This window comes from Neoaquamicrobium sediminum (assembly GCF_040970315.1).
Lineage (GTDB): Bacteria > Pseudomonadota > Alphaproteobacteria > Rhizobiales > Rhizobiaceae > Aerobium > Aerobium sediminum.
In genome coordinates, this window is record NZ_JAZHFV010000001.1 from 127041 (window position 1) to 150685 (window position 23645).

Below are 23645 nucleotides of genomic sequence, written 5' to 3' on the forward strand. Positions count from 1 at the left end.
TTCCTGCGGCACGACGAAAACCGCCGCTCCTTTCGGCAGCGGCGGTTTCGCGGAAGACCCTGCAATCAGGTCGAATGCACCGGATCGAGCGTCACGCTGTAGAGTTCGTTGTCGTCGCGATCCATCAGCCGAACCGTCATCTGCTCGGTCTGGCCGTCGATGTCCGCGATGCCGAAGAACTGCAGCCCGGCCGAGGGCGGCAGGTTGGCGCCCTGTTCTGCGGTAGGCGCCTTCACGTATTTCACCTCGGGTCCGAACGTCATGTCGAGATCGTTCGGGCCGAAGGTGCCGGCATGGATCGGTCCGGAGATGAATTCCCAGAACGGATTGAAGTCCTGGAACTGCGCCTTGTTCGGATCGTAATAGTGCGCCGCCGTGTAGTGAACGTCGGCGGTCATCCACACCGTATTGTCGATACCGGCATTCTTGATGAAGCGCAGCAGGTCGGCAATCTCCAGCTCCCGCCCCTTGGCCGGGCCATGATCGCCATTGGCGATCGCCTCCGCGCCGCTGCTCTCCATGAAATCGTCCCACACGATCACGCCGATCGGCATGTCGGATGCGATCACCTTCCAGGTTGCACGCGAGTTCGCCAGCTCCCGCTTCAGCCACCGCATTTGCTCCGCGCCGAGAATTCGCGACGCGTCGGTCATTTCCTCTTCCATCGAGGCGCCGTTGGGGCCGCGATAGGAGCGCAGGTCCAGGAAGAAGACGTCGAGCAGCGGACCATAGGCGATCTTGCGGTAGACGCGCCCCGGCTCGGCCGGCATGAAGCGGATCGGCGTCATCTCGTGGAAGGCGCGCGCCGCGCGGGCAGTGAGCAGCCCTACCGATTTCTCGCTGTAGCGGTCGTCCCCTGACAGGTCCTTGGAGCTCGACCAGTTGTTGGTCACCTCGTGATCGTCCCACTGGAAAAAGGTCGGGCAAACGGCGTTGAGGGCGCGGCAGTGTTCGTCCATCAGATTGTATTTCCACTGGCCCCGATATTCATCGAGCGTCTCGGCGACCTTGCGCTTCTCGTCGATCAGCACCTTGTTGATCCATTTGGTGCCGTCCGCGAGCTCGACCTCGTCCTTCATCGGCCCGTCGGCATAGATCGTATCGCCGGAATGCAGGAAGAAGTCGGGTTCGTGCCGCGCCATCGTCGCATAGGTGTACATACCCTGATCGTCGATGCCCCAGCCTTGGCCCGCTGTATCGCCCGACCAGGTAAAGCGGACATTGCGGCGCGCGGCCGGCGCGGTCCGGAAACGGCCGATGACAGGCTCCGACATCGCATTCGTATCCGAAAGATCGACTGCGACCATGCGGTAGAATATCTCCTGGTCGGAAGGCAGGTCCTCGAGCAGGCGCTTCACCGCGAAATCGCTTTCGGGCAGTACGTCGAGCGCCGCCAGACGCTTCGAGTTGGCGAAGCTCTCGGTCGTCGAAACCTCGAACATGACACGCGACGGGCGGTCCGTGCGGGTCCAGATCATGCCGGAATTCGTATCGACATCGCCGGATTGCACGCCGTGCGTGAAAACCGGGCGGCTGCTCGCCCGCGACAGCGCCGGCATCGCGAGACCGGAAGCTGCCAGAACGGCGGTGGCGCCGGCGCTTTTCATAAGCCTGCGCCGGTTAAGGGAGGGGATCATGTTCATGGCTCTCATCCTGATGGCTGGAAACCACGGCAACCTCCCCGAGCAAGGTTGCAGGCATTTGTCCGCTGCATGAATTTTTGCTGACTGTTCCGTGACTGTGGAAAGCCATTAACCGGAAACGGCACGTATGCCGGCAGACCGGCGATCTGCGCTGCCAAAACGACGACGCGGGCATCTGCGTTAACGAAAGCTTGAAACATTCTTAACGCTTGAGCGTTACCGTGGCGAAGATCGACACGAGGTCACGATGACGACGCCCGCCTGGGTTCTCAAACTTGCCGCAGCAGCAGTCATTCCCGTTATGGTCGGAATGGGGGTTGCCCTTTCCGCGCCCGCCCCACGGGTGAATACGACAGATATCCTTCGCGACGACACCTACCGCCCCGGCACCGAGGGTGTTGATTTCGCATCCGTAACGGGCCCCGTTGCCCCACGCGACGGCAGGCAGCCCGCCTGCGCGGACCCGGCAAGCGGCCTCGCACCCTGCCTGAAGTAGCGGGCTAGATCAGCCCGCGTTTCTCCATCATCGCCTCGGGCGAAGGCATCTTGCCGCGGAATGCGGTGTAGAGTTCTTCCGGGTCCCTTGAGCCACCTGCAGAATAAATGAAGGTCCGCAACTTGCCGGCCATCGCCGGATCGAACACGTCGCCTGTTTCCTCGAATGCCGAGAACGCGTCCGCGTCGAGAACCTCCGACCACATGTAGGAATAATAGCCGGCGGAATAGCCGTCGCCTGAGAACACGTGCAGGAAATGCGGCGTGCGATGGCGCATGACGATTTCGTCCGGCATGGCGAGCCTGCGCAGCGTCTCGGCCTCGAATGCCCCAGGGTCTTCAGGCGCATCCGCCTCCGCATGATAGGCCATGTCGACCAGCGCGCTTGACGTGAACTCCACCGTGGCGAAGCCCGCGTTGAAGGTTCGCGCGGCCAGCATCTTCTCCAGCAAAGCCGCGGGCATCGGCGCGCCGGTGCGATAGTGCAACGCGTGCTTTTCCAGGATTTCAGGTACTGTCAGCCAGTGTTCGTAGAGCTGCGAGGGAAGCTCCACGAAATCGCGCGACACCGAGGTTCCCGCCACCGACGGCCATGTGACGTCGGTCAGGATGCCGTGCAGCGCGTGGCCGAACTCATGGAACAGCGTGCGCGCATCGTCCATCGACAGAAGCGCCGGCTCACCCTTGGGTGGCTTGGCGAAGTTCATCACGTTGTAGATGATCGGCGACGCTCCATCGCCGAGCTTGTAGCCGCTTTCCAGCGAGCTCATCCACGCGCCGGAGCGCTTGGATGGCCGGTTGAAATAGTCGGCCAGGAATGTCGCACGATGCGACCCGTCGGCATTCTTCACCTCGAAGACGCGCACGTCCTCGTGCCAGGCCGCGATGCCCTTCTTCTCCTCGAAGGTCAGCCCGAAAAGCCGGTTCGCCACATCGAAGCACGCATCGATGATCCGGTCGAGCTGGAGGTAGGGTTTCAGCTCGGCCTCGTCGAAGGCGTATTTCTCCGCGCGCAGCTTCTCCTGCCAGTAGCGCCAGTCGGCTGCGGCGATCTTGTCGTTGCTGCCTGCGGCGAGCGCGATGCGCTCCAGCTCCGCCTTGTCGGCAGCCGCCTTCTCGCGCGCCTTCTCCCAGACCGGAACCAGCAGCTCCATCACCGCTTCGGGCGTCTTCGCCATCGTGTCGTCGAGCTTCAACGCGGCATAGCTGGCATAACCGAGCAGCTTCGCCTTCTCCGCACGCAGCGCCAGCGTCTCCTTCACGATCGCGCCATTGTCGGTCTCGCCGCCGTTCTCCCCGCGCGACGTGAAAGCCGCGAACGCTTTTTCGCGCAGGTCCCGCCGTGCGGAGAACGTCAGGAACGGCTCGATGATAGAGCGGGAAAGCGTGACCGCGAAGCGCCCTGCCCGACCACGCGATTCGGCAGCTTCAGCCATCGCATCCTTGAGGAAGTCCGGCTGGCCGGCGAGATCGTCGCCATCGTCGAGGAACAGCGCCCATTCGGCCTCGTCGGCCAGCACATTCTGGCCGAACTGCGCACCCAGCGAAGCGAGCCTCTCGCCGATCGCTGCCAGCCTCTTCTTATCTTCGGCTCCAAGCTTCGCACCGGCCTTGACGAAGCGCTTCCACGTCTTCTCGAGCACGCGTGCAGTCTCCGCGTCGAGCCCCAGCGCGTCACGCCGCGCGTAGAGCGTATCGATGCGTGCGAACAGCGCCTCGTTCATGTAGATCGCCGAGAAATGGCGCGACATCTTCGGCGCGATCTCGCGTTCGAGCGCCTGTATCTGCGGGTTGGTATGCGCCCCAGCCCGACCCCAGAAAATCGCCGAGACCCGGCCGAGCGCCTCGCCAGCCAACTCCAGCGCCTCCAGCGTGTTGGCAATGCTCGGCTCCTGCTCGTTGCCGGCAATCGCTGCGATCTCGGTCTCATGTGCGGCCAACGCCGCGTCAAAGACCGGAGCGAACTGATCATCGCTGATCGCCGCGAAATCAGGCAGGCCGAGAGGCGCCGTCCAATGCGTCAGCGGATGGCGGTCAAGATCGATTGCTTCGGTGGACATGCGGAACCTCGGAGAAGAATGCGCGAACGGCGCTGGAACATCGTGCGTGATTTAGGCGCCGCGCCACGCAAGCGCAACGCCGCGCTCGCCCCGATCCTTGACGGCAAAGGGCCGCGCCGATAAGAAACCGAGATAATAAGGATATCTTACGAATGCCCGCAAGGTTCGATCCAGACGCGATCGGCTTCCTGATCACCGATGTCGCCCGCCTGCTGCGCGCCGAATTCGACCGCCGCACGGCCAATAGCGGCCTCGGCCTGACGCCGGGCGACGCGCGCACGCTCGTCAACGCCGCCCGCGCCGGCGGGGTCAGGCAGACCGTACTCGCCGAGCGCATGGGCGTGGAGGCGATGACGCTGTCCGCCTATCTTGACCGGCTGGAAGCCCATGGTCTTGTGCGCCGCGAGCCCGACCCGAGCGACCGCCGCGCCAAGCTCGTCGAGGTCACGGAAGCGGCACAGCCGGTGCTTGAGGAGATTTCGAGGATTGGCGCTGAGCTGCGCACGGACATCTCCGTCTCGCTAGCGCCTAAGCAGCTCGAAGAGATTCGTGACGGGTTGAAAACGATGCGCACGACACTGGCCGGCATGCGCCCGGACTTCGGGAAAGGAAGTTCCAGCACATGAACGTCCATCCGACCGCCCCGGTCGCCGCACCCTTGATGAGCGAACGTCGGGTCAGCCTGCTTGGCGCGCTGCTTGTAGCCATCGGCCCCATATCGATGGCTTTGTTCACCCCGGCCATGACCGAGATCGTGCGCGCCTTCGGCACCACCGAAGCGGCTGTGAAGATGACGCTGTCGCTTTATTTTGCCGGCTTCGCGCTTGCCCAGCTCGTCTGCGGCCCGCTCTCCGACGGCTTCGGGCGCAAGCCCGTGGCGCTCGCCTTCATGGGCATCTATCTGCTCGCGAGTGCGCTGGCCCTTTTTGCCCCGACCATCGAATTCCTGATCGCCGCCCGCTTCCTGCAGGGTATCGGCGCAGCGGTCGGCGTTGCCATCTCGCGTGCCATCGTGCGCGACCTTTTCACCAACGAGCGATCGGCACGGATCATGAATCTGATCGGCATGATCCTCGGCATCGGCCCGGCCTTCGCGCCAACGCTGGGCGGCATAACGATGGAACTTTTCGGCTGGCATTCGATCTTCGCGCTGATGCTGCTGTTCGGCATCGTCATCGTGCTGGTCATCCATTTCATGCTCGTCGAAACGGTGGTTCGCGACGTCTCGCGCATCCGGCCCCGCGCGCTGATCCGCTCCTACGGCCAGCTTCTACGCAGCGGCTACTTCATGTCGTCGGGTCTGGCGCTGGGCGGCGCGATTGGCGCCTTCTACACGCTCGCCGTCGTGCTGCCATTTATCCTGATGGGTCGGGTGGGCCTGTCGCCGACGCAGTTCGGCCTCGGAATGCTCTTTCAATCGGGAGCCTTCTTCGCCGGTTCTCTGGTCGTGCGGCGCGCGATGGGCGTTTACGGCGCCTATCGCATCATGCCGGCCGGGCTTGCCTTCATCGCGGCCGGCAGCCTCGCGCTGGCGGTGCTGCTGCGGGTGATGGAGCCGTCTTTCATCATCGTTATGGGGCCCGTTGCGCTCTATGCCTTCGGCGCATCCTTCATCCTGCCCGCGATGTCCACCGCATCGCTCGCACCCTTCCCGCACATCGCGGGCGCGGCGGCGGCGCTGGGCGGCTTCCTGCAGATGGGCGGCGGGTTGGTTGGCGGGCTGCTGGCGGCACTCTTCGACGATCCGGTGATCGCGATCGCCACCGTAGTGCCGGGCCTCGGAATCCTGGCGATCCTGTGCTGGGCGTGGTGGCGCTCGCTGCCCGAACCCGCGATGGCAAGCGTCGTTCTGGCCCGCACGGCCGAGACCCCGCCGCCTCCGGCCGAGTAGCGGGTCAGTCGACCTCGGGTCGCTGGAAGTCCCCGCTCTCGGGATTCATGGTCCACAATTCGCCGGTCGAAATATCGAACCACGCGCCATGCAGGCTCAACCGCTCCTTGCGCTCGAGGATCGAGACGCAGGGAAAGGTGCGCAGGTTGGCGATCGAATAGCGGATGGAGATGCGCTCGAGAGCCGTCTGACGCTCCGATGCCGTCATCATCGCATTGCCGGCCACCGTCTCCGCCGCCGGCGCGACGAGGTTCATCCACTTGCCGATGAAATCGCCCGGCGAGAGCGGCTCCGCGGTTGGCGAAAGCGCTGCCTGGATGCCGCCGCAGCGCCCATGGCCGAGCACGACGATGTGCTTGACCTTGAGGCTCTGCACCGCGAATTCCAGCGCAGCGGAGGTCGAGTGATGCTTGCCGTCCGGCGCGTAGGGCGGCACCAGATTGGCGACGTTGCGGACGACGAAGAGTTCACCCGGCCCGGTGTCGAAGATGGTCTCGGGCGCGGCGCGCGAATCGCAGCAGGCGATGACCATCGTTTCTGGCGTCTGGCCTTCGCGGGCGAGCTCGCGGTAGCGGTCGCGCTCGGCAGCGTAGCGGCCACGCATGAAGGCGCTGTAGCCTTCGAGGAGTCTTTGCGGCAGATGTTCCATGCCTTGCCACTAGCCTCAAACCGCCGGTCGTGCAATCGCCTTGCTCAGGTCCATATGGCGATGGGGATGCCATGGGCGTCTTCAAGCGGCGGATCGGGAAACGACACCGCCTCGCCACGCGCATGTCGCTCGGCGACCAGAAGCACCGCGCAGGCATCCAGAAAGTCGTCCTCCGTGGCACCGCGCGGCGGCTGGGTGGAGACAAACGCTTCCGGCAGGCCGCACCGTGCCAGCAGCGCCTTGCGCTCGGCCATGCCCGGCGCGTTGACGCGCCCCTTCACTTTCTTCGGCCGGCTCATCGCCTGTTCGCCGTTGAGGCGCCAGAATGCGGCTTCGGGATGGGATTCGATGACGCGTGCCCTCAGGTCTGGGCGACCTATCATCAATCCATCCAGCTCGCGGATCTTCGAGAAGATGCCGAAGGCCTGTATGGAGATTCCCCGCGGCGGATCGGATGTTTCACGCGCGACCGCGCTCGCTCGCCGGTGCGCCGCATACCAGGCCTCCATACCATCGAACGGGCCGGTCTCCGCATGTACAGCCGCCCGCGACGGTATCGAGAACACGCTCGACTGGCGTTGTCCGAGATGCCGCCGCACCAGCGGCTCCGGTCCCCTGCCGCCCTTTCCGGTTGTCTCCGGCAGCCCGATGGGCATATCGACGGCAATAGTTGCGTCAGGCGGCAGGAAATCGACGAGCGTGGCGAAATCACCGAAGACCGCCGCCTCCACCGTGCTGTCCGGCCGGCGGATCGCCGCGACCCAGCCGGCCTTGCAGCCGTCAACGCCGGCGCAACTTCTCATGCACGCCTTTCGCCGTCGGGATGCACCAGCCGTCGCATCTGCACCATTGCCATTGGATGCACGAGGCTTTGAGCGTCGGTTTCCAGCATCAGTTCGTCGGCCTGGCGTTTGACCGCGCGCGCCACCACCTCGAACACCGCCGCCGCCGTCATCTGCAGCGACTTCTCCGCGCTGCGACCTTCCAAAAGCCGTGCCAGAAACAGGGCAGCGGCCAGATCGCCGGTGCCGTTAGGGGGCTTGGGCACGGAGCGGTGCTCGGCGAGTATCACCTCGCGGGGCGTCACCAGCAGGTTGCCGATCGAACCGGCCATCAGCGCATGAGCCGACGTGACCAGCATTCGCGACGGCCCCATGCGCAGCGCAGCCTGTCCTATGGCGCGGTTGTCGCCGAGCGTCTCGCCGGCAAGCCATTCGAGCTCGAAGCGGTTTGGCGTGGCGATGTCTGCAAGCGGCATCAGCAGGTCGCGCATGGCGGCGGCCGTCGCCTCCGGGACATAGAGCCCGCCGGCATCGCCCATCACAGGGTCGCAGAGATAGAGCGCCTTCGGATTGCGCGCCTTGACAACCGACACCAGCGACGCGACGGCGACGGCTTGCTCGGCATCGCCGAGATAGCCGGAAAGGACTGCGCCTACCTCGCCGATCCATGGAGATGACTCAAGATCGCGCATCAGCGACGCGAATTGATCCGGGCTCGGAACGATCCTTGTCGCGGGTCCATGCCCCGGATGCCACGGCAGTACCACAGTCGGCACCGCCCAGACCGGGAAGCCGAGTTGCTGCAGAGCGAAGACGCTCGCCCGGTTGCCGACCGCGCCGCGCGCAACATGGCTCGATATGACGATGACGGCGCCATGTCCGCCCGGTTCTTCGCTTGTCATCGTTTCAGCCGCCGCTTGCCGTGAAATCGATAAGCCACCAGATCAGATAGAGCAGCAGGGCAAGGCCAAGCCAGCGGCCGATACGCGTGCCCCACAATTCGGCCCAGTCCTTCTCGTGGGCGTCGCGTCCGGTCATGTGGTCCTTAACGCGACCGGCCATCGTCGGTTCGCTTTCGGCACCCACGCGCCCGATGATGCGCTGCGATTCCGCTTCCCTGTCGTCGTCCCGGCCCATCCGCAGCCCTTTCCTGGCTGCGCGGACCTTAGACGCTTGGCGCCGCCGCGCACAAGCGCAAGCAGATTTGCGATAGCGCATTTTCGCCGCGCGCGAATGTCGCTAAGGTCTTTGCCTCCATAACCTCGGGGACCGAATCATGTCGTCACGCGCCATTTCCCTTTCCCTGCCGCGGCCTGCTCTGTCTGCGCTGTTTCTCGCCCTGATGCTGCCGCTGCTTTCGGCCTGCGGTTTCAACACCATTCCTACCAACGAGGAACGCGCCAAGGCGGCCTGGAGCGAGGTGCTCAACCAGTATCAAAGGCGCGCCGACCTGATACCCAATCTGGTCGAGACCGTGCGCGGCTATGCGGCTCACGAACGCGAAGTTCTTGAGGCCGTGGTGAAAGCTCGCGCCCAGGCGACCCAGGTGCAGGTCTCGCCGGAGCTACTGCAGGACCCCGCAGCATTCGAGGCATTCCAGCAGAGCCAATCCCAGCTTACCGGCGCGCTGTCGCGGCTGCTTGCCGTCGTCGAGAATTATCCCGACCTCAAGGCCAACCAGAACTTCCTGGCATTGCAGGCCCAGCTTGAAGGCACCGAGAACCGCATCGCGGTGGCGCGGCGCGACTACATCGAAGCGGTACGCGTCTACAACACGTCCCTGAGAACCCTGCCTTCGATGATATGGGCCAAGATCTGGTTCGCCGACAACGAGCCTTTCCAGAACTTCACAGTCGCCGAGGACAAGCTGGAAGTGCCGCAGGTGAACTTCGGCAACGACGGCTAGGCGGGCTACGCACATAACCATGCAGGTCCCGCCCCAACGGCACCGGCTTTCGCCAGTCCCCGCGTCATCGCATTGCTGGTGCGCGGCAGCGTTTCTCGTGGCCGCGCTGCTCTTCTGCCTGCCAGCGCTCGCCCAGTCGCTGCCTGCGCTCACCGGCCGCGTCGTCGACAACGCGGGCATGATCGATCCGGCCGACGAAAGCGCGCTGGTCGCCACGCTGGAGGCTTTCGAGCAGAAATCGTCGGACCAGATCGTCGTCGCCACGATCGAATCGCTTGGCGGGGAGGCCATCGAGCCATACGCCAACCGGCTTTTCCGTCAGTGGGGCCTGGGCCAGGCCGGCGAAAACAATGGCGTTCTGCTGCTGGTCGCTCGCGACGACCGGCGAATGCGCATCGAGGTCGGCTACGGGCTCGAGGGCACGCTCACCGACCTGCATTCCAAGCTCATCATCGAAAACACGATGGTGCCGGCTTTCCGGGCGGGTGACTTTTCCGGCGGCATCACCCGCGCCGTCAACGACATCATCATGGTCCTCGAAGGCAACGCAGCCGAACTCGAGGCGCGCGCCGAGCGCAATCAGGCACAGGACGACGGCATGCCGTGGTTTGTCGTGCTGTTCATCCTCGTCTGGTGCGTTCTCTTCTTCGGCGCCTTCGCGTTCGCCTTTCTGGCTCCCGTCTTCGGCCGCAAGATCGGCGCCAAGCGCTACAAATGGCTAGGCATGGAGTTCGACTACACGCAGTCATCGCGAAGCTCCTCCGGACGATCTTCCGGCGGCGGCTGGTCGTCTTCGTCCGGCGGGGGTGGCTTCTCGGGTGGTGGCGGTTCGTCCGGTGGCGGCGGCGCGTCGGGAAGCTGGTAGGGAGACGAGATGACCAAGCCGCTGACCCCCGAACAGCATGAATCGCTGGCCGCCCGCATCCGGCAGGCCGAGGCGCAAACCCGGGGCGAAATCTATTGCGTCGTCGCACGCGCGAGCGACAGCTACGCCTATCCGGCAGCCTTCATGCTTGCGCTGGGCGTCATGCTCGTCAGCCTGCCGGTGGTCGTCTGGCTCGACCGGAGCTGGCTCGGCCTGCCACACCTGACGCTTGTGCTGTCGCAACTCGCAGCAATTGGCGTCGCCTGCCTGCTGCTGTGGTCCGTTCCACGGCTGCGCATCCTGCTGGTGCCACGAAGGCTGCGCTACCTGCGCGCCCACGACAACGCGCTCAAGCAGTTCCTCGCCCACAACGTCCACGTCACCGAACAGCGGACAGGCATCCTGATATTTGTTTCGCTTGCGGAACGGTATGCCGAAGTGGTGGCCGATTCCGGCATCAACGCCAAAGTGCCGCAGGAAGAGTGGAACGGCATCGTCGAGCGGCTTGTCGCGGCCGCGGCCGCCGACCATCTTGCCGAGGGCCTTGCGGACGCGGTCGACCGCGCCGGCGCCCTGCTTTCCGGACATTTCCCGGGCGGCACGAACAATCCCAACGAGCTCGACGACCACGTCGTCGAAATGTGAGTCGGCAGGCCGGCAACACCCTGTGAGAAATGATCGTGCGCGCAGCCGGACTCTTGCCGCCATGCCGCCGCCCGGTTTATGCTTAACAAATCATGAATACGCTGACGATCGACATCAGACGGGCGGAACCACGCGACGCAGACGCGATCGCCGGCGTGCATCATGAAGCATGGCAGGGTGCCTACGCCGGCATCATCCCCTATCGGGCGCTGACGGCGATGATCAACCGTCGCGGCACATCCTGGTGGGGCAACGCGATTCGCCGCGCTGCCAGTGTCCTGGTGATCGAGATCGGCGGCGAGGTCGTCGGCTATGCAACGCTTGGCCGCAACCGCGCCCGCGAGCTGCCGCAGCAGGGAGAGATTTACGAGCTCTACCTGAAACCGGAATATCAGGGCATCGGGCTCGGTGGCCGTTTGTTCGCCGCTGCCCGCGAGAAGCTCGCCACGCACGGCCTGTCCGGACTGGTGGTCTGGGCACTGGAAGAAAACGCCAATGCCATCGGTTTCTATACCGGTGCGGGCGGCCGCGACGTCGCCGAAGGCGTCGAGGTTTTCGACCAGAAGGCGTTGCGCAAAGTCGCCTTCGTCTGGGACTGACGCGCCCCTCCCCTCCTTGCTGCATTGCAATATCGGGCTGCGCGGTATATCCGCTGGCTCGACGGATTTGACGCCTGCGGCGACACGCTCATAATCGTGGCGGCTGGGGCAAACGCAGCATCAGGAACGGACGACCATGCGCATCGACGCCATCGCCATCGGCAGCAACCCACCGGAAGACGTCAACGTGATCGTCGAGGTGCCCGTCGGCGGCCAGCCGATCAAGTACGAGATGGACAAAAACGCCGGCACGCTCGTGGTGGATCGCTTCCTCTACACGCCGATGACCTATCCGGGGAATTACGGCTTCGTGCCGCATACGCTTTCGGAGGACGGCGACCCGATCGACGTTCTGGTCTGCAACACCCGCCAGCTCATTCCCGGCTGCGTCATCAATGTGCGCCCGATCGGCGTGCTTGTGATGGAAGACAATGCCGGCAAGGACGAGAAGATCATCGCCGTGCCCTCGCCGCACCTGACCCGGCGCTACGAGAACGTGCACGAGCATACCGACATGCCTGAGATCACGCTCAAGCAGATCGAACATTTCTTCGAGCACTACAAGGATCTGGAGCCCGGCAAGTGGGTCAAGATCGGCGACTGGCGCGGCGCGGCAGCAGCCCGCAAGATGATCGTCGAGGCCATCGAGCGCGCGAAATCCTGATACGAACGAGGCCGGCCTGAGTGATCGGCCTCAATTCTCTGCGCGGCTGAACGGCGGCACCGGCACGCTTCCGGCGTCGATGACGGGCTGGTCCCCGCAGGCGAAATCGCGCGCCTGCGTATCGGCTATGCGCCGCGCCTTCTCATTGGCGTCGGGGTTGCCCGTGGCGACCACATAGCCAACGGCGCACCCTTCCCGGCCATGGATCTGGCCGACCTTTTCCACCACCAGAACCTCGGTCTTTGTATCCGCATCGTCGGGCTCGCTGACGAACCAGCGATGGATGGTCGCAAAAGGCGTCTCGCGCGAGCCGTCGCGCTCGATGCGCCATTCGATGCGGGGTCCTGCCGAATTGAAGCCGTCGAAACTCTCCCAGGTCGGCGCGAGATCACCGTCCGGCGGAAAGCCGTAGAAGATCGATTCGCGTGCGTCGGCGTAATAGATGACGATCGGATATCCGCGATAGCCGGAGCAGACCATGTCGACCCAGTCGCCGTCGCCTTCCTCCGCCGCCGCGAAGACGGAGCAGTGGTGATCGGCTTCCAGATTGGTGTAGGCGCTGACGATCTCCTGTGCGCCTGCGATGCCGGTGCCGCCAAGCAGGAGAAGGGCTGAAAGGATGATACGCATCGGCTGCTCCATGATCTGGTTCGGGCAAACCTAACCTAAAGGCGGCCGTGCGCCCAGCCTCTGCTCAGCCTTCGAGCAGTGCAAGCTGCGCTTCGATAAGCTCTGGGTCACCTGCCACGCGAACGGTCTTGAGGCGCGCGGTGCCGCCGGCAACGACGCTGACCGAGCTCGCAGGCACGCCAAGCGCCGATGCGAGAAGTCTTTCGAGCGCCTGATTGGCCTTGCCCTTCTCGGGCACGGCCCGCACCCGCGCCTTCAGGAATGCACGGCCATCGGCGCCGGCCTCCACACCCTCGATGGCGTCGCGCGCCGATTTCGGCGTCAACCGGACAAACAGCTCCACGCCGCCCGCATGGCGGCGGTGGAAAGCCGGTGCCGCCGACATCTCGATCAGGCGGAAAGCAGGATCGGCGCGACCGTCGTCAGAAGGAGCTGGCGGATGAAGAAGAGAATAAGCAGCAGGATGATCGGCGAGATGTCGATGCCGCCGAGATCGGGCATGAAGCGCCGGATCGGACGCAGTGCCGGTTCGGTGAGGCGGAACAGCATGTTGCCGATCGAGCCCACGAACTGGTTGCGCGGATTGATGACGTTGAATGCATAGAGCCACGAGAAGATCGCGGATGCGATGATGATCCACCAGTAAAGATCGAGCGCGAGCACGATGGTCTGGATAAGCGCGAGCATGCCGGTCTCCCTTCGAACGCCCGCGACATGTAGCCATTGCGGGCACAACCGGCAAGTGCCGAGCTGCCGCACGGCCCCCGCACGGTAAACGCCCGGTACGGATCGCGCGCAGATCCGATGCGGGTGGCAGGGCCGGCCATCTGACGCTTGACACGAAGCCGCCGCCGCTCGTAAATGCCGCCCATCCGCTGGACGGGGCCGTAGCTCAGCTGGGAGAGCGCGTCGTTCGCAATGACGAGGTCAGGGGTTCGATCCCCCTCGGCTCCACCAACGGCTTCCAAGCGATACCTCAACCTGAAAGCGCTTTTCGGAGACATACAGGGCACTGCAAGTCCGCGACGAATCTGGTTCGGAGATGCTGCGTTCGCATCCGCTGATTGACTTGCGCTCGGCCTGGGTCCCGAAGATGACGGCGAGGTCCAGCCTCCGTAAATCGCAGAAATAAGAACAGGTGGCCGGACTCTATTGCGCCGCTGCTAGATTATTCGGCCGCTTTCGGTCCCGCCTGTAAAACATCGCTGTCAAAACGCCATCCCAGTTTCACCCCGCCGTGGCCCGTTCGGACAAGGGTGGGAATGGCCTGCAGCAATTCCCTAGTGTATTCGTGCTGAGGATTGTCGAAGATCGCATCGCGGCTTCCCTGTTCGACCACGACGCCCCTCTTCATTACGATCACACGATCGGCGATCTGCTCGACAACGGCCAGATCATGGCTGATGAACAGGCATGAGAAGCCGTGTTTGCGTTGCAGATCGGCAAAAAGTTTAAGGACCTGTGCCCGGACCGTGACATCCAGCGCGGATACAGGTTCGTCGGCGATGACGAATTGCGGCCGCGTCACGACGGCACGGGCTATGGCGATACGCTGGCGCTGCCCTCCCGAGAGCTGGTGCGGGAACCTGGTTGCAAAGGATGCAGCCAGGCCAACTTCGTCGAGAACCTCAGTCACTCGCAAACGCTTTTCGCCCGCCGACAGGTCGTTGCGGTGGCGCAACGCCTCCCCCACCAGGCCAGCGACTTTCATCCGGGGATCGAGCGACGAATAAGGATCCTGGAAAACCATCTGGCAGTTTACCCGATAGTCCCCATAATTCGTCGACGAGGGCGATATGGGATCGCCATTGAAGAGAACCTGGCCTTCCGTCGGGGGAATCAACCCGGCGATCGCCCGGCCGAGCGTCGTCTTGCCCGAACCCGATCCTCCGACCACCGCAACGACTTCCCCCGGCATCACATTCAGGCTGATGCCGTTCAGCGCGCGCTTGGGTTTCCCCTCGCGAAACAGGCCCTGGCGCGCGGCATAATCCACGACGAGCCCGTCGACCTCGATCCGCGCCACCGGCGTAGTCTCGATTGCGCGAGCGGGCATGCGCTGCGGCAGGGCCGACAGGAGCTTGCCCGTATAGGCATGTCGCGGCGCCTCCAGCAGGCTTTGCGTTTCGCCCTGCTCGACGATTTCGCCTTGCGACATGACAACGACGCGGTCGGAGTAGGTCGCCACCATCGCCAGATCGTGGCTGATCATCAGCACGGCCGTGTTGTTCTCGCGCGTCAGTTCGACCATCAGTTCCAGAACGTCGCGCTGCACCACCGCGTCCAACGCGGTCGTCGGCTCATCGGCGATCAGCAATGCCGGCTTCAGCAGCATCATCGCAGCGAGCATGATGCGCTGGCGCATGCCGCCTGAGAAATGATGCGGCATTGCCGAAAGCGCCGTACTCGGATCGTTCAAGCCGACACGGGCGAGCATGTCGACGATCAACCGGTGGCGTTCGCGCTTCGTATGCCGACTGTGAAGGCGCAACCCCTCTTCCATTTGCCGGCCGATGGTCATCGACGGGTTGAGGGAGGTCATGGGCTCCTGAAACACCATGCCGACGCGGGCGCCGCGCAGCGCCCGCAGGTCGCGCTTGCTCATGGTGCAGATGTCGCGGTCTTCGAATCGTATCGAGCCACTGGTGCGTCGGATGTCGGGTGGGTTGAGAGCGACGATGGAACGCGCCGCCATCGACTTTCCGGAACCGGATTCGCCCACGATGCCGACAATCTCGCCGGCATTCACATTGAAGCTGATGTGCTTGAGGATCTGGATCCCTGTTCGCCCCACCTCGAGGGAAAGGTCGCGCACATCGAGGATGGGCCTTGGCTCGTGCATCGTCAATGTCTCATCCTTGGGTCGAGTTTGTCGCGTAACGCGTCGCCCAGGAGATTGATTCCGAGCAGCGTGAGCGAGATGCAAAGGCCTGGGAAGATGGCCAGCCAAACCGCCTGCGAGATGAATGGGCGCCCACTCGCGAGCATGTTTCCCCAGGTCGGCGCGGGTGGCGGCACACCGAGTCCGAGAAAGCTCAGCGCACTTTCGGCAAGCAACACCCATCCAAACATCGATGTGGCTAGAACCGTCAGCGGCGCGATGCAGTTTGGCAGAATGTGACGCAGCATTGTGTATGCATTCGAATTGCCCATGACACGGGACGCTTCGATGAACTCCCGCTCGCGTAGCGACATGACGGCGCCACGCACGATGCGGACAACGGTCGGCGTATATGCCAGCCCCAGAGCCAGCACGATGCCGTACTTGTTTGCGCCGAATATCGCGAGCAGACCGAGGGCCAGCAGAATGCCGGGGAAAGCCAGCAGCGCGTCGTTGAACATCATCACGACGCGATCGACCCAGCCTCGAAAATAACCCGTGACGATCCCGATCACGGTGCCAGCACTTACTGCCAGACATACGGTGAGGAAACTTATCCAGAAGCTCGTTGCAGCGCCGGTCAGCAATCGGCTGAGCACGTCCCGCCCGAACTCGTCCGTGCCAAGCCAGTGCGCGGCCCCTGGACCAGCCAGCTTGAGGGTGAAGTTGAGCCCCAAGGGGTCGTAAGGGGTCCACACGGCCCCCAGCAACGCGGCACATAGAAGTGCCCCGGTAAGCAGCACACCCAGAACCGCACTTGGAGATAGCCGGGTCATTGGGCGTTCACTTTCGGGTCAAACACCGGATACAGCAGATCCACCACCAGATTGACGAGGACGTAGATGGTCGCGATCATCAGCAGGCAGCCCTGGATCACCGGGTAGTCGCGGGCGAAGATTGCTTCCACAAGCAGCCGCCCAAGCCCGGGTATCGCAAACACGGTTTCAATGACGGCGATGCCGCCGAGCAGGTTTCCAAGAACAATTCCGATGAGGGTCCATGTCGGACCAAAAGCGTTTTTGAACGCATGTCGCCACATGACTGCGGCTTCGGACAGGCCCTTGGCGCGGGCATGGGTGATGTAGTCCAGTTGCATGACTTCAAGCGTGGACGCGCGGGCCATCCGCATGATCACGCCGATCTCGTGGAGTAGAAGCGTTGCAACTGGCAGGATGATGTAGAGAAGGCCCTGCATGAAATCCTGGCTGATCGAGACATATCCGACCAGCGGCAGCCAACCGAGCTTGAGCACGAACAGCAGGAGTAGCAACAAGCCCATCCAGAATGCGGGAATGGACAGCAGAACCGTTGCGATACTCACCAGGGCCACGTCGGTAAGGCTGTTCTGGCGCCAGGCGGCAATCATGCCGGCAGGCACGGCTATGACGCTGGCAAGAAGCACCGCTATCAGCACGATCTCCGCGCTGACACGAAGCCGCCCGAGGATGAGAGGCAGGACTTCCTGCTGGCTGGTGATCGACCTGCCAAAATCTCCGCTGAGTATGTTGCCCAGCCAGATCGTGAACTGAACTGGAATGCTCTGGTCAAGTCCGAGCCGTGACCGCAGGTCGGCAAGGCTGGCCGCATCGGCAAGATCGCCCAACATCAGCGAGGCTGGGTCGCCCGGGATTAGCCGAATAAGAAAGAAGACGGATACCGACACGATGAACAGTGTCGGTATCGCCGCAATAATCCGGCTTATTGCGAATTTTAGCATTGTCCAACCGTGATCAGATGAAAATCTACTGCTTCGCCACTTCCCAGAGGCGCAGCTTCGACTGCCATGACACAACGCCTTGCAGTCGCTTGTTCGATACGATGTCGTTGACGCCATTGCTGTAGATGATCATGGGCACATCGTGCAGGAGAAGCGTGTGCAATTCGTCGAAGATCGCCTGGCGCCTTGCGGGATCGGACACGGCCTTGCCTTCGTCAATCAGCTTGAGCGCTTCCGGATTGTTCCAGACCTTGCCGGAGGTGGTGTCCTTGGGGCCCGAAAACTGCTCGAAGCTGAGAGCGGGGTCGAAGCGGGACGAGTATGAAAATGCCATCATCTGATAATTGCCGGAGAAGTAGCGGCTAAGCTGCGTGCCCCACTCCATCACCTCGATCGTGGCATTGATACCAGCAGCCTGCAGCATGGCCTGCGCCACTACAGCCGTCTCGAAGCTCGGCGTGGTTGGCCGCTTGTTGGCAATTATGGTGATGGGTTCGCCCTTGTAGCCTGCCTCGGCAAGCAGCTCCCGCGCCTTGTCCAGATCATGCGCGAACGCCTGCTTCTGCACGTCGCTGTAATACATCGATTGTGGAAAGATGGCCGAGTTGTTCGGTCGACCGTAGCCGTTGGTCACCTGGGTTACGAGCGTCGGCAGGTCCAGAGCGGCGGCAATAGCCTGACGCATTTCGACCTTTGAGAGCAGCGGATCGACGACCTGCAGAGACAAGGTGTGCTTTGACGCGTCAACCGAGTCCGCGACATTGAAGTCCGGATTTGCTGCGAACTCCGGCACATCGGTGCTGGCAACGGCGGCGAGGTCCACTGTGCCGGACAGTAGGCCGGCCTTGATCGTTTCCGGATCGCTGATGACGTAGAAGCGGACCTTTTCCGCCAGCGGCTTCTTTGCACCGACATATCCATCCGGTGCGCTGCCGGCGGGCGTCACATAGTCCGCAAATGCCTCCAGCTCGAAATATTCGCCGCGCTTCCAGGTTCCGAATTTGTACGGGCCGGTTCCGATCGGCTGGTTCCACGTCCCGTCTTCGTTGACAGACGCATAGTGCAGGATGCCTGCCATGCCGCAGTCGGTGCGCGCAAGCGCATCGAGGAAAACGGCGCTTGGCCGGTTGATTGTCATCACGATGGTTTGCGCGTCGGGTGCGGTTACGCTCTCGACCTTCAGGCCGTTGCGGCCGTCAAACTCCGCGAGGCATCGCCATTCGGTTGCCGGGTCCATGTAACGGGTCCAGTTCCACAGGACGTTTTCGGCGCTGAAGATTTCACCGTTGTGAAAGGTGATCCCTGTCCTCAGCTTAAATGTGTATGTCAGCCCGTCCGCGGACATGTCCACGCTCTGCGCGAGCAGTGGACCCACAGAGCCATCTTCGCGATAGCCGACCAGGCCCTCGACCATATGCAGGACGACGCCATCGGTCGTGTCATCGCGGTTGACGCCCGGGTTCGTGCTGCGAACATCCTGGGCGATGGACGCCGTGATCGTTTGCGCCATCGCCTGCGGCGACAGCAACCCAAGCATCATGGCTGAAAGCACAATACGTTTCATTCCAAGTTCCCCGCTTATGTATCCCGGGCGTTCGTGTCCGGGATTTCTATTAATTTCCGAACCAAAGAAGGCATTGTCCGGCATCGTCTGTTCGCTCACCGCACTGCACGGCGATGTGGGTGTACCCGATTGCACATTCGTATTTCTGGTGGGATCAGAGGCTCGCTGCGCCTGCGCGAGGCGATGGCGGCGGTGTCTCGTGAAGGTCCCAGAAGAGGCCCGCCATGACCCCAAGTCCTTCCTCGGCCAGTGGCATCAGAAGGTGTTCGTTCGGGGCGTGTTGATTGCAACCCCAATACGAATGAGGAACCCAGATCGTCGGCATGCCGAGCAGGGTCGAAAAACAATCGTTGGGAAGCGAGCCGCCGGCATTCGGCAGGATGATCGGCTGCTTGCCGGTGGTATTGGCTACAGATGACGCCGCCCACGCCATCAAGGGGTGATCCGGCTCGAGCCGCGTCGCGCCCGATATGTCGCGTTCCACATTCGGGACGAACTGGATTTGCTGAAATCCGTTCTCGTCGAGAAACGCGCGGATGGTTGCCTCGAATGTGCTGGGGTCGACATCCACGGTATAGCGGACCTGCATCCGCGCCCAAGCAATCGGCGGGATTGCGTTGACAGGAAGCTCCGGTGTGCCGGCGGTCATGGCGAGCACCTCGAGCGCGGTCCACCCGAAGACGCGCTCCGCCGGGGAGAGGCCGGGCTCGCCCCACCACGCGTCAAGGTCCGGCCCCTCCTCTGTCTTTCTCAGCTTTATGCCCTGCAAGGCATCGGTGACTGCCGCAGGAACCTGCTGCGGCACGATACCGCGAACGCGAATGTGCCCTTCAGCGGAAATCAGGCTGGAAACCGCATTGCACAGTATCGTTGCCGGATTGGCGATCAGCCCGCCCCAATTGCCGGAGTGATGTGCGCCCTCACGAAGATTGCAGACGAGATCGAATGTGTAGACCCCGCGCGTGCCACCTTTCAGCGTAGGCGTTTCAGGAAACAGCCGTGGGCCGTCGGAAGCAATCAGCCAGTCCGCCGAAAGCAGGTCACGATGCGTTTCGCAGGTCTCATGAAGCCCCGACGAGCCGGTTTCCTCGGACGTTTCGACAAAGAACGTGACGTTGTAGCCGAGAGATTCGCGCGCCGTCAGAACCGCTTCGAGCGCGAGGGCAGCAATTGTATGCTGCCCCTTGTTGTCTGCCGTTCCGCGACCATAGATCTTTTCGCCCTCGACAGAGAGTTTCCAGGGGTCGCGCCCATCGCTCCAGCGCGTCTCCATCCCCGCGACCACATCGCCATGGCCATAGATCAGAAGGGTAGGCAGCGTTTCGTCCTCAATGCGCCTGGCAATGAGGTACGGTCCCCCAACGGCTGTCGGGTTGTCGATGATGCGCCCTTCAAAGCCAAGTTCCGCAAGGTCGTCGGCAAAAAGCTTCAAATACTGGTAGCAGCTCGGCAAACGATCGGGATTCTGACTTTCGGTCGGGATCGCGACCCGTTTAGCAAGATCATGCAGAAAGCGACCCTCGCGACAATAGGAGCGGGCAGCGGCGATAGCTCGTTCGCGAGACATAATTTTCCTCAACACTCAGGTTGACAAAATTAAGCCACACGTCACTTTTCAACACAAACTAATAATCCTGTATCTGAGGCATAACTGAGTTAGGTCTGAAAGAATGGTTCGCCGCCTTCCTCCGCTGACCGCGCTGCGTGCATTCGAAGCAGCCGCCCGGCATCTGAATTTTGTACGAGCCGGCGCAGAGCTGGGGGTCACGCCCGGCGCGATCAGCCACCAGGTCAAGCAGCTCGAAGAATGGGTCGGTGGCACGCTTTTCGAACGTCGCGCACACGGCGTAACGCTGACGTCCAGGGGCGTGAGTTTTTCAAAGCAACTTGGCGCGATTTTCGATCAGATCTCGGTTGCCTCATTCTCCGCGCGTTCCCGGGAACTGGACAGCGAGGTGCTGATCCGGTGCCAATATTCACTGGCAATGCGGTGGCTTGCGCCCCGCATGGCGAAGTTCCACGAAGTCCATCCGGACATAGCGATCCGGATCTCGGCTATGTCGCAGAAGTGGAACGCGCAGGACCCGACCCCCGATCTCGCCATCTACCATAGCCTCGCCGAGAAAAAGGATATGCAGCAGGACCTCTTGTTGGCGGGGCATCTCACGGCGGTGTGTACGCCGGCTTTCGTCGAAAGATTGCCGCCGCAGCCGACGCCGGCGGATCTGGTAAAACAGCCCTTGATCAAGGTCGATTTCTCCGAGCCGGGCTGGAACGTTGATAGTTGGGAAAACTGGTTCTACGCAGCGGGCTTCACGAACATCACGCTGAAATTCAGCACGTCGGTCAACCTCCTCGTGCTCGCAATAGAAGCGTGTCTGGCAGGCGCCGGCTTTGCGCTCATTCCTAATTTTCTGATCGAGAAAGAACTGGCCGAAGGCCTGTTGGTCGACCCCTTCCAGATACATTTCCCCGTCCGGATCCCCTATGTCCTGATGACGCCGGTCGCCAGCTTCGATCGGCCGGACGTGGCGATCGTGCGTAATTGGCTACTTTCGCATCGCTAGTCGGAAGCGCGCCTATGAAATCGGCGTGACGTTCACCATGCGCGTCGTGACGAGTGTTTGTAGCCGGCACGCGATGGAAGCGGCTTCGCTCTCTGCAAACTCCCGTAAAGTGAGCGTGATCGCAAGCGCTTCCGGCCCTTGCTCAATAGTGATTGTTTCGGGCATCACCGATCGTTGGGCAAGGACATCCAGAACGCGCATCACCGCCTGCATGCCTTTGTCGACGGTAATCAGCAGGCACTGTCCTGGCTGACGGCCAGCGGCAGGGGCGCTCATAATGCGCTGTCCGCGCGGAACGGTGACGGGCCTGCCGCAATCGTGGCGCGGGCCAGTTCGTCTGCAGCTTGGTTGGGAGCGACCCCGGTTGCGGATGCGTGATCCAGCACGCGGATGAGCCTGTTGCCGGTATCGGCTACGCGTCGCTGTGTGTCCTTTTCCGTCCAGCCGAAATATTCGCCGGCAACGTTGATGATGCCGCCCGCATTCACCACGTAATCCGGGGCGTACAGGATGCCGCGCGCGGCAAGCCGCGCGCCGTCACCGGGTGTGGCGAGCTGGTTGTTGGCAGCACCGCATATTATTCTCGCCCGGATGGTGCCGATGCTGGCTTCGTCGAAGATCGCGCCCAGCGCGCAAGGGGCGAGAACGTCGGCCTCCACCGAGAGGATTTGGTCGGCGGGAACCACCGTTGCTCCGGTTTCAGCAACAAGGCGGCGGACGTTTTGTTCGGAAATATCCGCAACGAGCAACCGTGCGCCGGCTTCATGCAGCATCCGCGCGAGCGAACGGCCGACATGGCCGAGACCTTGGACCGCAACAACGCAATCCGAAAGGTCTCCAGAAAGATGACGCCGAACGAGCGTCTCCATCGAGACGAAGACGCCTTGCGCCGTCCACGGAGAGGGATCGCCGCCGGGACCGCCAGCTCCTGAGGGAAGCCCCGCGACAAAGCGCGTTTTCTCGGACACCGCTTGCATATCCTCGACGCTGGTGCCGACATCCTCCGCCGTAATATAGCGGCCGCCCAGCGCATCCACTGCCCGGCCAAAAGCGCGGAAGAGTTCGTGCCGGGAAAAGGTGCCTTGCGGCAATCGAATAACCGCCTTACCGCCGCCCATCGGAAGGCCGGCGAGCGCATTCTTGTAGCTCATGCCCTCCGCAAGGCGGAAAGCATCGGCCTGCATCAGGGATGCGTCCTGATAGTGCAGCAGCCGACACCCGCCCGCTGCCGGCCCAAGTGCTGTCGAGTGAAGGACAATAAGGCCTTCAAGCCCGCTGTCAGGGTCACGTAACGTATGGACGCCCTCAGGCGCCGCGACGTGTTGCTTATTCACCATTCTCTCCCGCACGGTGCACCGATATTTCCGCGCAGGATGTTGGCCAATAATGGCCGCGAATATCTCCCGATCTTTATGCTATTGCGCCAGGATTGCAGAACAGGAATCACATAGATGGCAGCTTTACGAAACAAACGTTCTCGATCTACGACAACTCGGATTTCCGGCGAGATCGATCTGATGGACCGCAAGATCCTGTCCGCACTGCGCACCGATGGGCGGCTGACCACCAGCGAACTCGGGGCAAAGGTGGGGCTGTCGCCATCGCCCTGCTGGACACGGGTCAAGAAGCTTGAAGCGAGTGGCGCGATCGAAGGCTATGTCGCGCTGCTCAATCACGCGGCTTTTGGATTATTCAACACGGTGTTCGTCGAGGTGACGCTGGACAAGCACAACGACACGGTACTGGCCGAGTTTGGTGAAGCCTTGCTCAGGATACCTGAAGTCGTGGAGGCCCACCTTGCCACGGGAGATTACGATTACCTGATCAAGGTCGCAGTCTCAGACACGCTGCACTTCGAAAGGTTCCTGCGGGAAAGGCTCTACAAACTGCCCGGCATACGCAACACGCGCTCGACCTTTGCGCTGCGCGCGCTCAAGCGCTCTACATCGGTCGACCCGCTGTTGCTGGTCTGAAGCCAACGGCTCTCGATGGACCCCACTGCCTGCCCCCGTATTTAACGCGCAAAACGGGCGCATGGCTCGGCACGTCCTCGAAGCGGAGACGACGCTCCGACGCCTGACAAAGCG

The 23645-nt window shown here is 62.6% G+C and carries 26 protein-coding genes and 1 tRNA gene; 11 read left to right on the forward strand and 16 right to left on the reverse strand.

The annotated features are described in order from the left end of the window. Positions 1-65: 65 nt before the first annotated feature. Complete coding sequence (locus V1479_RS00595; RefSeq protein ID WP_438620491.1) at positions 66-1637, reverse strand: alkaline phosphatase D family protein; 1572 nt, start codon at positions 1635-1637, stop codon at positions 66-68. Positions 1638-1890: 253 nt separating this feature from the next. On the opposite strand from V1479_RS00595, the gene V1479_RS00600 reads away from it, so the two are divergent. Beyond that, the gene (locus V1479_RS00600; protein WP_368801222.1) at positions 1891-2139 is read left to right on the forward strand and encodes a hypothetical protein; all 249 of its coding nucleotides are present in this window, start codon (positions 1891-1893) and stop codon (positions 2137-2139) included. Positions 2140-2143: 4 nt separating this feature from the next. Here the strand turns inward: V1479_RS00600 and V1479_RS00605 are convergent, their stop codons facing one another. Then, the gene (locus V1479_RS00605; RefSeq protein WP_368801223.1) at positions 2144-4198 is read right to left on the reverse strand and encodes a M3 family metallopeptidase; all 2055 of its coding nucleotides are present in this window, start codon (positions 4196-4198) and stop codon (positions 2144-2146) included. A gap of 152 nt (positions 4199-4350) precedes the next feature. Between V1479_RS00605 and V1479_RS00610 the strand changes: the two genes are divergently transcribed. Together V1479_RS00610 and V1479_RS00615 are read left to right on the forward strand one after the other, a co-directional pair. Beyond that, on the forward strand, positions 4351-4824 hold the full coding sequence (locus V1479_RS00610; RefSeq protein WP_368801224.1) for a MarR family winged helix-turn-helix transcriptional regulator: 474 nt from the start codon (positions 4351-4353) through the stop codon (positions 4822-4824). Then, a complete protein-coding gene (locus V1479_RS00615) occupies positions 4821-6089 on the forward strand; it encodes a multidrug effflux MFS transporter (RefSeq protein WP_368801225.1) in 1269 nt (422 codons plus the stop codon). The genes V1479_RS00610 and V1479_RS00615 overlap by 4 nt, the downstream gene beginning before the upstream one ends. A 4-nt stretch (positions 6090-6093) precedes the next feature. Here V1479_RS00615 and V1479_RS00620 read toward each other — a convergent pair whose 3' ends face one another. The 4 genes from V1479_RS00620 to V1479_RS00635 are packed head-to-tail and all read right to left on the reverse strand — an operon-like array spanning position 6094 to position 8657. Further along, on the reverse strand, positions 6094-6738 hold the full coding sequence (locus V1479_RS00620) for a carbonic anhydrase (protein WP_173188965.1): 645 nt from the start codon (positions 6736-6738) through the stop codon (positions 6094-6096). A 44-nt stretch (positions 6739-6782) separates the two neighbouring features. Continuing rightward, positions 6783-7541, reverse strand: coding sequence for a DUF429 domain-containing protein (locus V1479_RS00625; RefSeq protein WP_368801226.1), 759 nt, complete (start codon positions 7539-7541; stop codon positions 6783-6785). Continuing rightward, entirely contained in the window at positions 7538-8422 is an 885-nt protein-coding gene (gene pdxY, locus V1479_RS00630; protein WP_368801227.1) for a pyridoxal kinase PdxY, read from the reverse strand. The genes V1479_RS00625 and pdxY overlap by 4 nt, the downstream gene beginning before the upstream one ends. A gap of 4 nt (positions 8423-8426) precedes the next feature. After that, complete coding sequence (locus V1479_RS00635) at positions 8427-8657, reverse strand: hypothetical protein (RefSeq protein WP_368801228.1); 231 nt, start codon at positions 8655-8657, stop codon at positions 8427-8429. Between the two features lie 139 nt (positions 8658-8796). Here V1479_RS00635 and V1479_RS00640 point away from each other — a divergent pair, with 139 nt between their 5' ends. The 5 genes from V1479_RS00640 to ppa all read left to right on the forward strand — a co-directional run bounded on the left by V1479_RS00640 (position 8797) and on the right by ppa (position 12199). After that, positions 8797-9426 carry a LemA family protein gene (locus tag V1479_RS00640; RefSeq protein WP_368801229.1) on the forward strand — a complete coding sequence of 210 codons (630 nt, stop codon included), beginning with the start codon at positions 8797-8799 and terminating at the stop codon, positions 9424-9426. 19 nt (positions 9427-9445) lie between these two features. After that, positions 9446-10291, forward strand: coding sequence for a TPM domain-containing protein (locus tag V1479_RS00645; RefSeq protein WP_173188957.1), 846 nt, complete (start codon positions 9446-9448; stop codon positions 10289-10291). Positions 10292-10300: 9 nt separating this feature from the next. After that, entirely contained in the window at positions 10301-10936 is a 636-nt protein-coding gene (locus V1479_RS00650; protein WP_173188955.1) for a TPM domain-containing protein, read from the forward strand. Positions 10937-11028: 92 nt separating this feature from the next. Further along, positions 11029-11535 (forward strand): GNAT family N-acetyltransferase, encoded by a 507-nt coding sequence (locus tag V1479_RS00655; RefSeq protein WP_368801230.1) that lies wholly within the window; start codon positions 11029-11031, stop codon positions 11533-11535. Between the two features lie 136 nt (positions 11536-11671). Next, complete coding sequence (ppa, locus tag V1479_RS00660; protein ID WP_173188951.1) at positions 11672-12199, forward strand: inorganic diphosphatase; 528 nt, start codon at positions 11672-11674, stop codon at positions 12197-12199. A 30-nt stretch (positions 12200-12229) separates the two neighbouring features. Here the strand turns inward: ppa and V1479_RS00665 are convergent, their stop codons facing one another. From V1479_RS00665 to V1479_RS00675, 3 genes are all read right to left on the reverse strand, one after another. Further along, positions 12230-12829, reverse strand: a complete 600-nt coding sequence (locus tag V1479_RS00665) for a hypothetical protein (protein WP_368801231.1) — start codon at positions 12827-12829, stop codon at positions 12230-12232. Between the two features lie 64 nt (positions 12830-12893). Continuing rightward, positions 12894-13214, reverse strand: a complete 321-nt coding sequence (locus V1479_RS00670) for a DUF167 family protein (RefSeq protein WP_368801232.1) — start codon at positions 13212-13214, stop codon at positions 12894-12896. A gap of 5 nt (positions 13215-13219) precedes the next feature. Next, positions 13220-13516 (reverse strand): YggT family protein, encoded by a 297-nt coding sequence (locus tag V1479_RS00675; protein WP_368801233.1) that lies wholly within the window; start codon positions 13514-13516, stop codon positions 13220-13222. A 194-nt stretch (positions 13517-13710) separates the two neighbouring features. Here V1479_RS00675 and V1479_RS00680 point away from each other — a divergent pair. Beyond that, a tRNA-Ala gene (locus tag V1479_RS00680) sits at positions 13711-13786 on the forward strand. A gap of 211 nt (positions 13787-13997) precedes the next feature. Here the strand turns inward: V1479_RS00680 and V1479_RS00685 are convergent. The 5 genes from V1479_RS00685 to V1479_RS00705 form a co-directional block, all read right to left on the reverse strand. Continuing rightward, a complete protein-coding gene (locus V1479_RS00685; RefSeq protein ID WP_368801234.1) occupies positions 13998-15671 on the reverse strand; it encodes a dipeptide ABC transporter ATP-binding protein in 1674 nt (557 codons plus the stop codon). Positions 15672-15673: 2 nt separating this feature from the next. Then, positions 15674-16486: an ABC transporter permease gene (locus V1479_RS00690; protein ID WP_368801235.1), complete on the reverse strand. Its 813-nt coding sequence runs from the start codon at positions 16484-16486 to the stop codon at positions 15674-15676. Then, complete coding sequence (locus V1479_RS00695) at positions 16483-17427, reverse strand: ABC transporter permease (RefSeq protein WP_368801236.1); 945 nt, start codon at positions 17425-17427, stop codon at positions 16483-16485. Before V1479_RS00695 ends, V1479_RS00690 begins: the two co-directional genes overlap by 4 nt. A gap of 25 nt (positions 17428-17452) precedes the next feature. Further along, the gene (locus V1479_RS00700) at positions 17453-18991 is read right to left on the reverse strand and encodes an ABC transporter substrate-binding protein (RefSeq protein WP_368801237.1); all 1539 of its coding nucleotides are present in this window, start codon (positions 18989-18991) and stop codon (positions 17453-17455) included. Positions 18992-19145: 154 nt separating this feature from the next. Next, positions 19146-20558 (reverse strand): M20 family metallopeptidase, encoded by a 1413-nt coding sequence (locus tag V1479_RS00705; protein ID WP_368801238.1) that lies wholly within the window; start codon positions 20556-20558, stop codon positions 19146-19148. A 103-nt stretch (positions 20559-20661) separates the two neighbouring features. Between V1479_RS00705 and V1479_RS00710 the strand changes: the two genes are divergently transcribed. Continuing rightward, a complete protein-coding gene (locus tag V1479_RS00710) occupies positions 20662-21558 on the forward strand; it encodes a LysR substrate-binding domain-containing protein (RefSeq protein WP_173188935.1) in 897 nt (298 codons plus the stop codon). A 12-nt stretch (positions 21559-21570) separates the two neighbouring features. Here the strand turns inward: V1479_RS00710 and V1479_RS00715 are convergent, their stop codons facing one another. Both V1479_RS00715 and V1479_RS00720 read right to left on the reverse strand, forming a co-directional pair. Next, positions 21571-21834 carry an ACT-like domain-containing protein gene (locus tag V1479_RS00715; RefSeq protein WP_368801239.1) on the reverse strand — a complete coding sequence of 88 codons (264 nt, stop codon included), beginning with the start codon at positions 21832-21834 and terminating at the stop codon, positions 21571-21573. After that, complete coding sequence (locus tag V1479_RS00720) at positions 21831-22892, reverse strand: Glu/Leu/Phe/Val family dehydrogenase (protein WP_368801240.1); 1062 nt, start codon at positions 22890-22892, stop codon at positions 21831-21833. Before V1479_RS00720 ends, V1479_RS00715 begins: the two co-directional genes overlap by 4 nt. A gap of 183 nt (positions 22893-23075) precedes the next feature. Between V1479_RS00720 and V1479_RS00725 the strand changes: the two genes are divergently transcribed. Further along, positions 23076-23531, forward strand: a complete 456-nt coding sequence (locus V1479_RS00725) for an Lrp/AsnC family transcriptional regulator (protein ID WP_368801241.1) — start codon at positions 23076-23078, stop codon at positions 23529-23531. Positions 23532-23645 lie beyond the last annotated feature (114 nt).

Bases quoted from the DNA above. Each gene is read 5' to 3' on its own strand.
- V1479_RS00610 (WP_368801224.1), top strand. From the start codon at position 4,351: ATGCCCGCAAGGTTCGATCCAGACGCGATCGGCTTCCTGATCACCGAT.
- V1479_RS00690 (WP_368801235.1), bottom strand. From the start codon at position 16,486: ATGACCCGGCTATCTCCAAGTGCGGTTCTGGGTGTGCTGCTTACCGGG.
- V1479_RS00655 (WP_368801230.1), top strand. From the start codon at position 11,029: ATGAATACGCTGACGATCGACATCAGACGGGCGGAACCACGCGACGCA.
- V1479_RS00620 (WP_173188965.1), bottom strand. From the start codon at position 6,738: ATGGAACATCTGCCGCAAAGACTCCTCGAAGGCTACAGCGCCTTCATG.
- V1479_RS00635 (WP_368801228.1), bottom strand. From the start codon at position 8,657: ATGGGCCGGGACGACGACAGGGAAGCGGAATCGCAGCGCATCATCGGG.
- ppa (WP_173188951.1), top strand. From the start codon at position 11,672: ATGCGCATCGACGCCATCGCCATCGGCAGCAACCCACCGGAAGACGTC.
- V1479_RS00605 (WP_368801223.1), bottom strand. From the start codon at position 4,198: ATGTCCACCGAAGCAATCGATCTTGACCGCCATCCGCTGACGCATTGG.
- V1479_RS00710 (WP_173188935.1), top strand. From the start codon at position 20,662: ATGGTTCGCCGCCTTCCTCCGCTGACCGCGCTGCGTGCATTCGAAGCA.
- V1479_RS00625 (WP_368801226.1), bottom strand. From the start codon at position 7,541: ATGAGAAGTTGCGCCGGCGTTGACGGCTGCAAGGCCGGCTGGGTCGCG.
- V1479_RS00670 (WP_368801232.1), bottom strand. From the start codon at position 13,214: ATGTCGGCGGCACCGGCTTTCCACCGCCGCCATGCGGGCGGCGTGGAG.
- V1479_RS00665 (WP_368801231.1), bottom strand. From the start codon at position 12,829: ATGCGTATCATCCTTTCAGCCCTTCTCCTGCTTGGCGGCACCGGCATC.
- V1479_RS00700 (WP_368801237.1), bottom strand. From the start codon at position 18,991: ATGAAACGTATTGTGCTTTCAGCCATGATGCTTGGGTTGCTGTCGCCG.
- V1479_RS00645 (WP_173188957.1), top strand. From the start codon at position 9,446: ATGCAGGTCCCGCCCCAACGGCACCGGCTTTCGCCAGTCCCCGCGTCA.
- V1479_RS00640 (WP_368801229.1), top strand. From the start codon at position 8,797: ATGTCGTCACGCGCCATTTCCCTTTCCCTGCCGCGGCCTGCTCTGTCT.
- pdxY (WP_368801227.1), bottom strand. From the start codon at position 8,422: ATGACAAGCGAAGAACCGGGCGGACATGGCGCCGTCATCGTCATATCG.
- V1479_RS00600 (WP_368801222.1), top strand. From the start codon at position 1,891: ATGACGACGCCCGCCTGGGTTCTCAAACTTGCCGCAGCAGCAGTCATT.
- V1479_RS00705 (WP_368801238.1), bottom strand. From the start codon at position 20,558: ATGTCTCGCGAACGAGCTATCGCCGCTGCCCGCTCCTATTGTCGCGAG.
- V1479_RS00650 (WP_173188955.1), top strand. From the start codon at position 10,301: ATGACCAAGCCGCTGACCCCCGAACAGCATGAATCGCTGGCCGCCCGC.
- V1479_RS00595 (WP_438620491.1), bottom strand. From the start codon at position 1,637: ATGATCCCCTCCCTTAACCGGCGCAGGCTTATGAAAAGCGCCGGCGCC.
- V1479_RS00695 (WP_368801236.1), bottom strand. From the start codon at position 17,427: ATGCTAAAATTCGCAATAAGCCGGATTATTGCGGCGATACCGACACTG.
- V1479_RS00685 (WP_368801234.1), bottom strand. From the start codon at position 15,671: ATGCACGAGCCAAGGCCCATCCTCGATGTGCGCGACCTTTCCCTCGAG.
- V1479_RS00725 (WP_368801241.1), top strand. From the start codon at position 23,076: ATGGACCGCAAGATCCTGTCCGCACTGCGCACCGATGGGCGGCTGACC.
- V1479_RS00675 (WP_368801233.1), bottom strand. From the start codon at position 13,516: ATGCTCGCGCTTATCCAGACCATCGTGCTCGCGCTCGATCTTTACTGG.
- V1479_RS00715 (WP_368801239.1), bottom strand. From the start codon at position 21,834: ATGAGCGCCCCTGCCGCTGGCCGTCAGCCAGGACAGTGCCTGCTGATT.
- V1479_RS00615 (WP_368801225.1), top strand. From the start codon at position 4,821: ATGAACGTCCATCCGACCGCCCCGGTCGCCGCACCCTTGATGAGCGAA.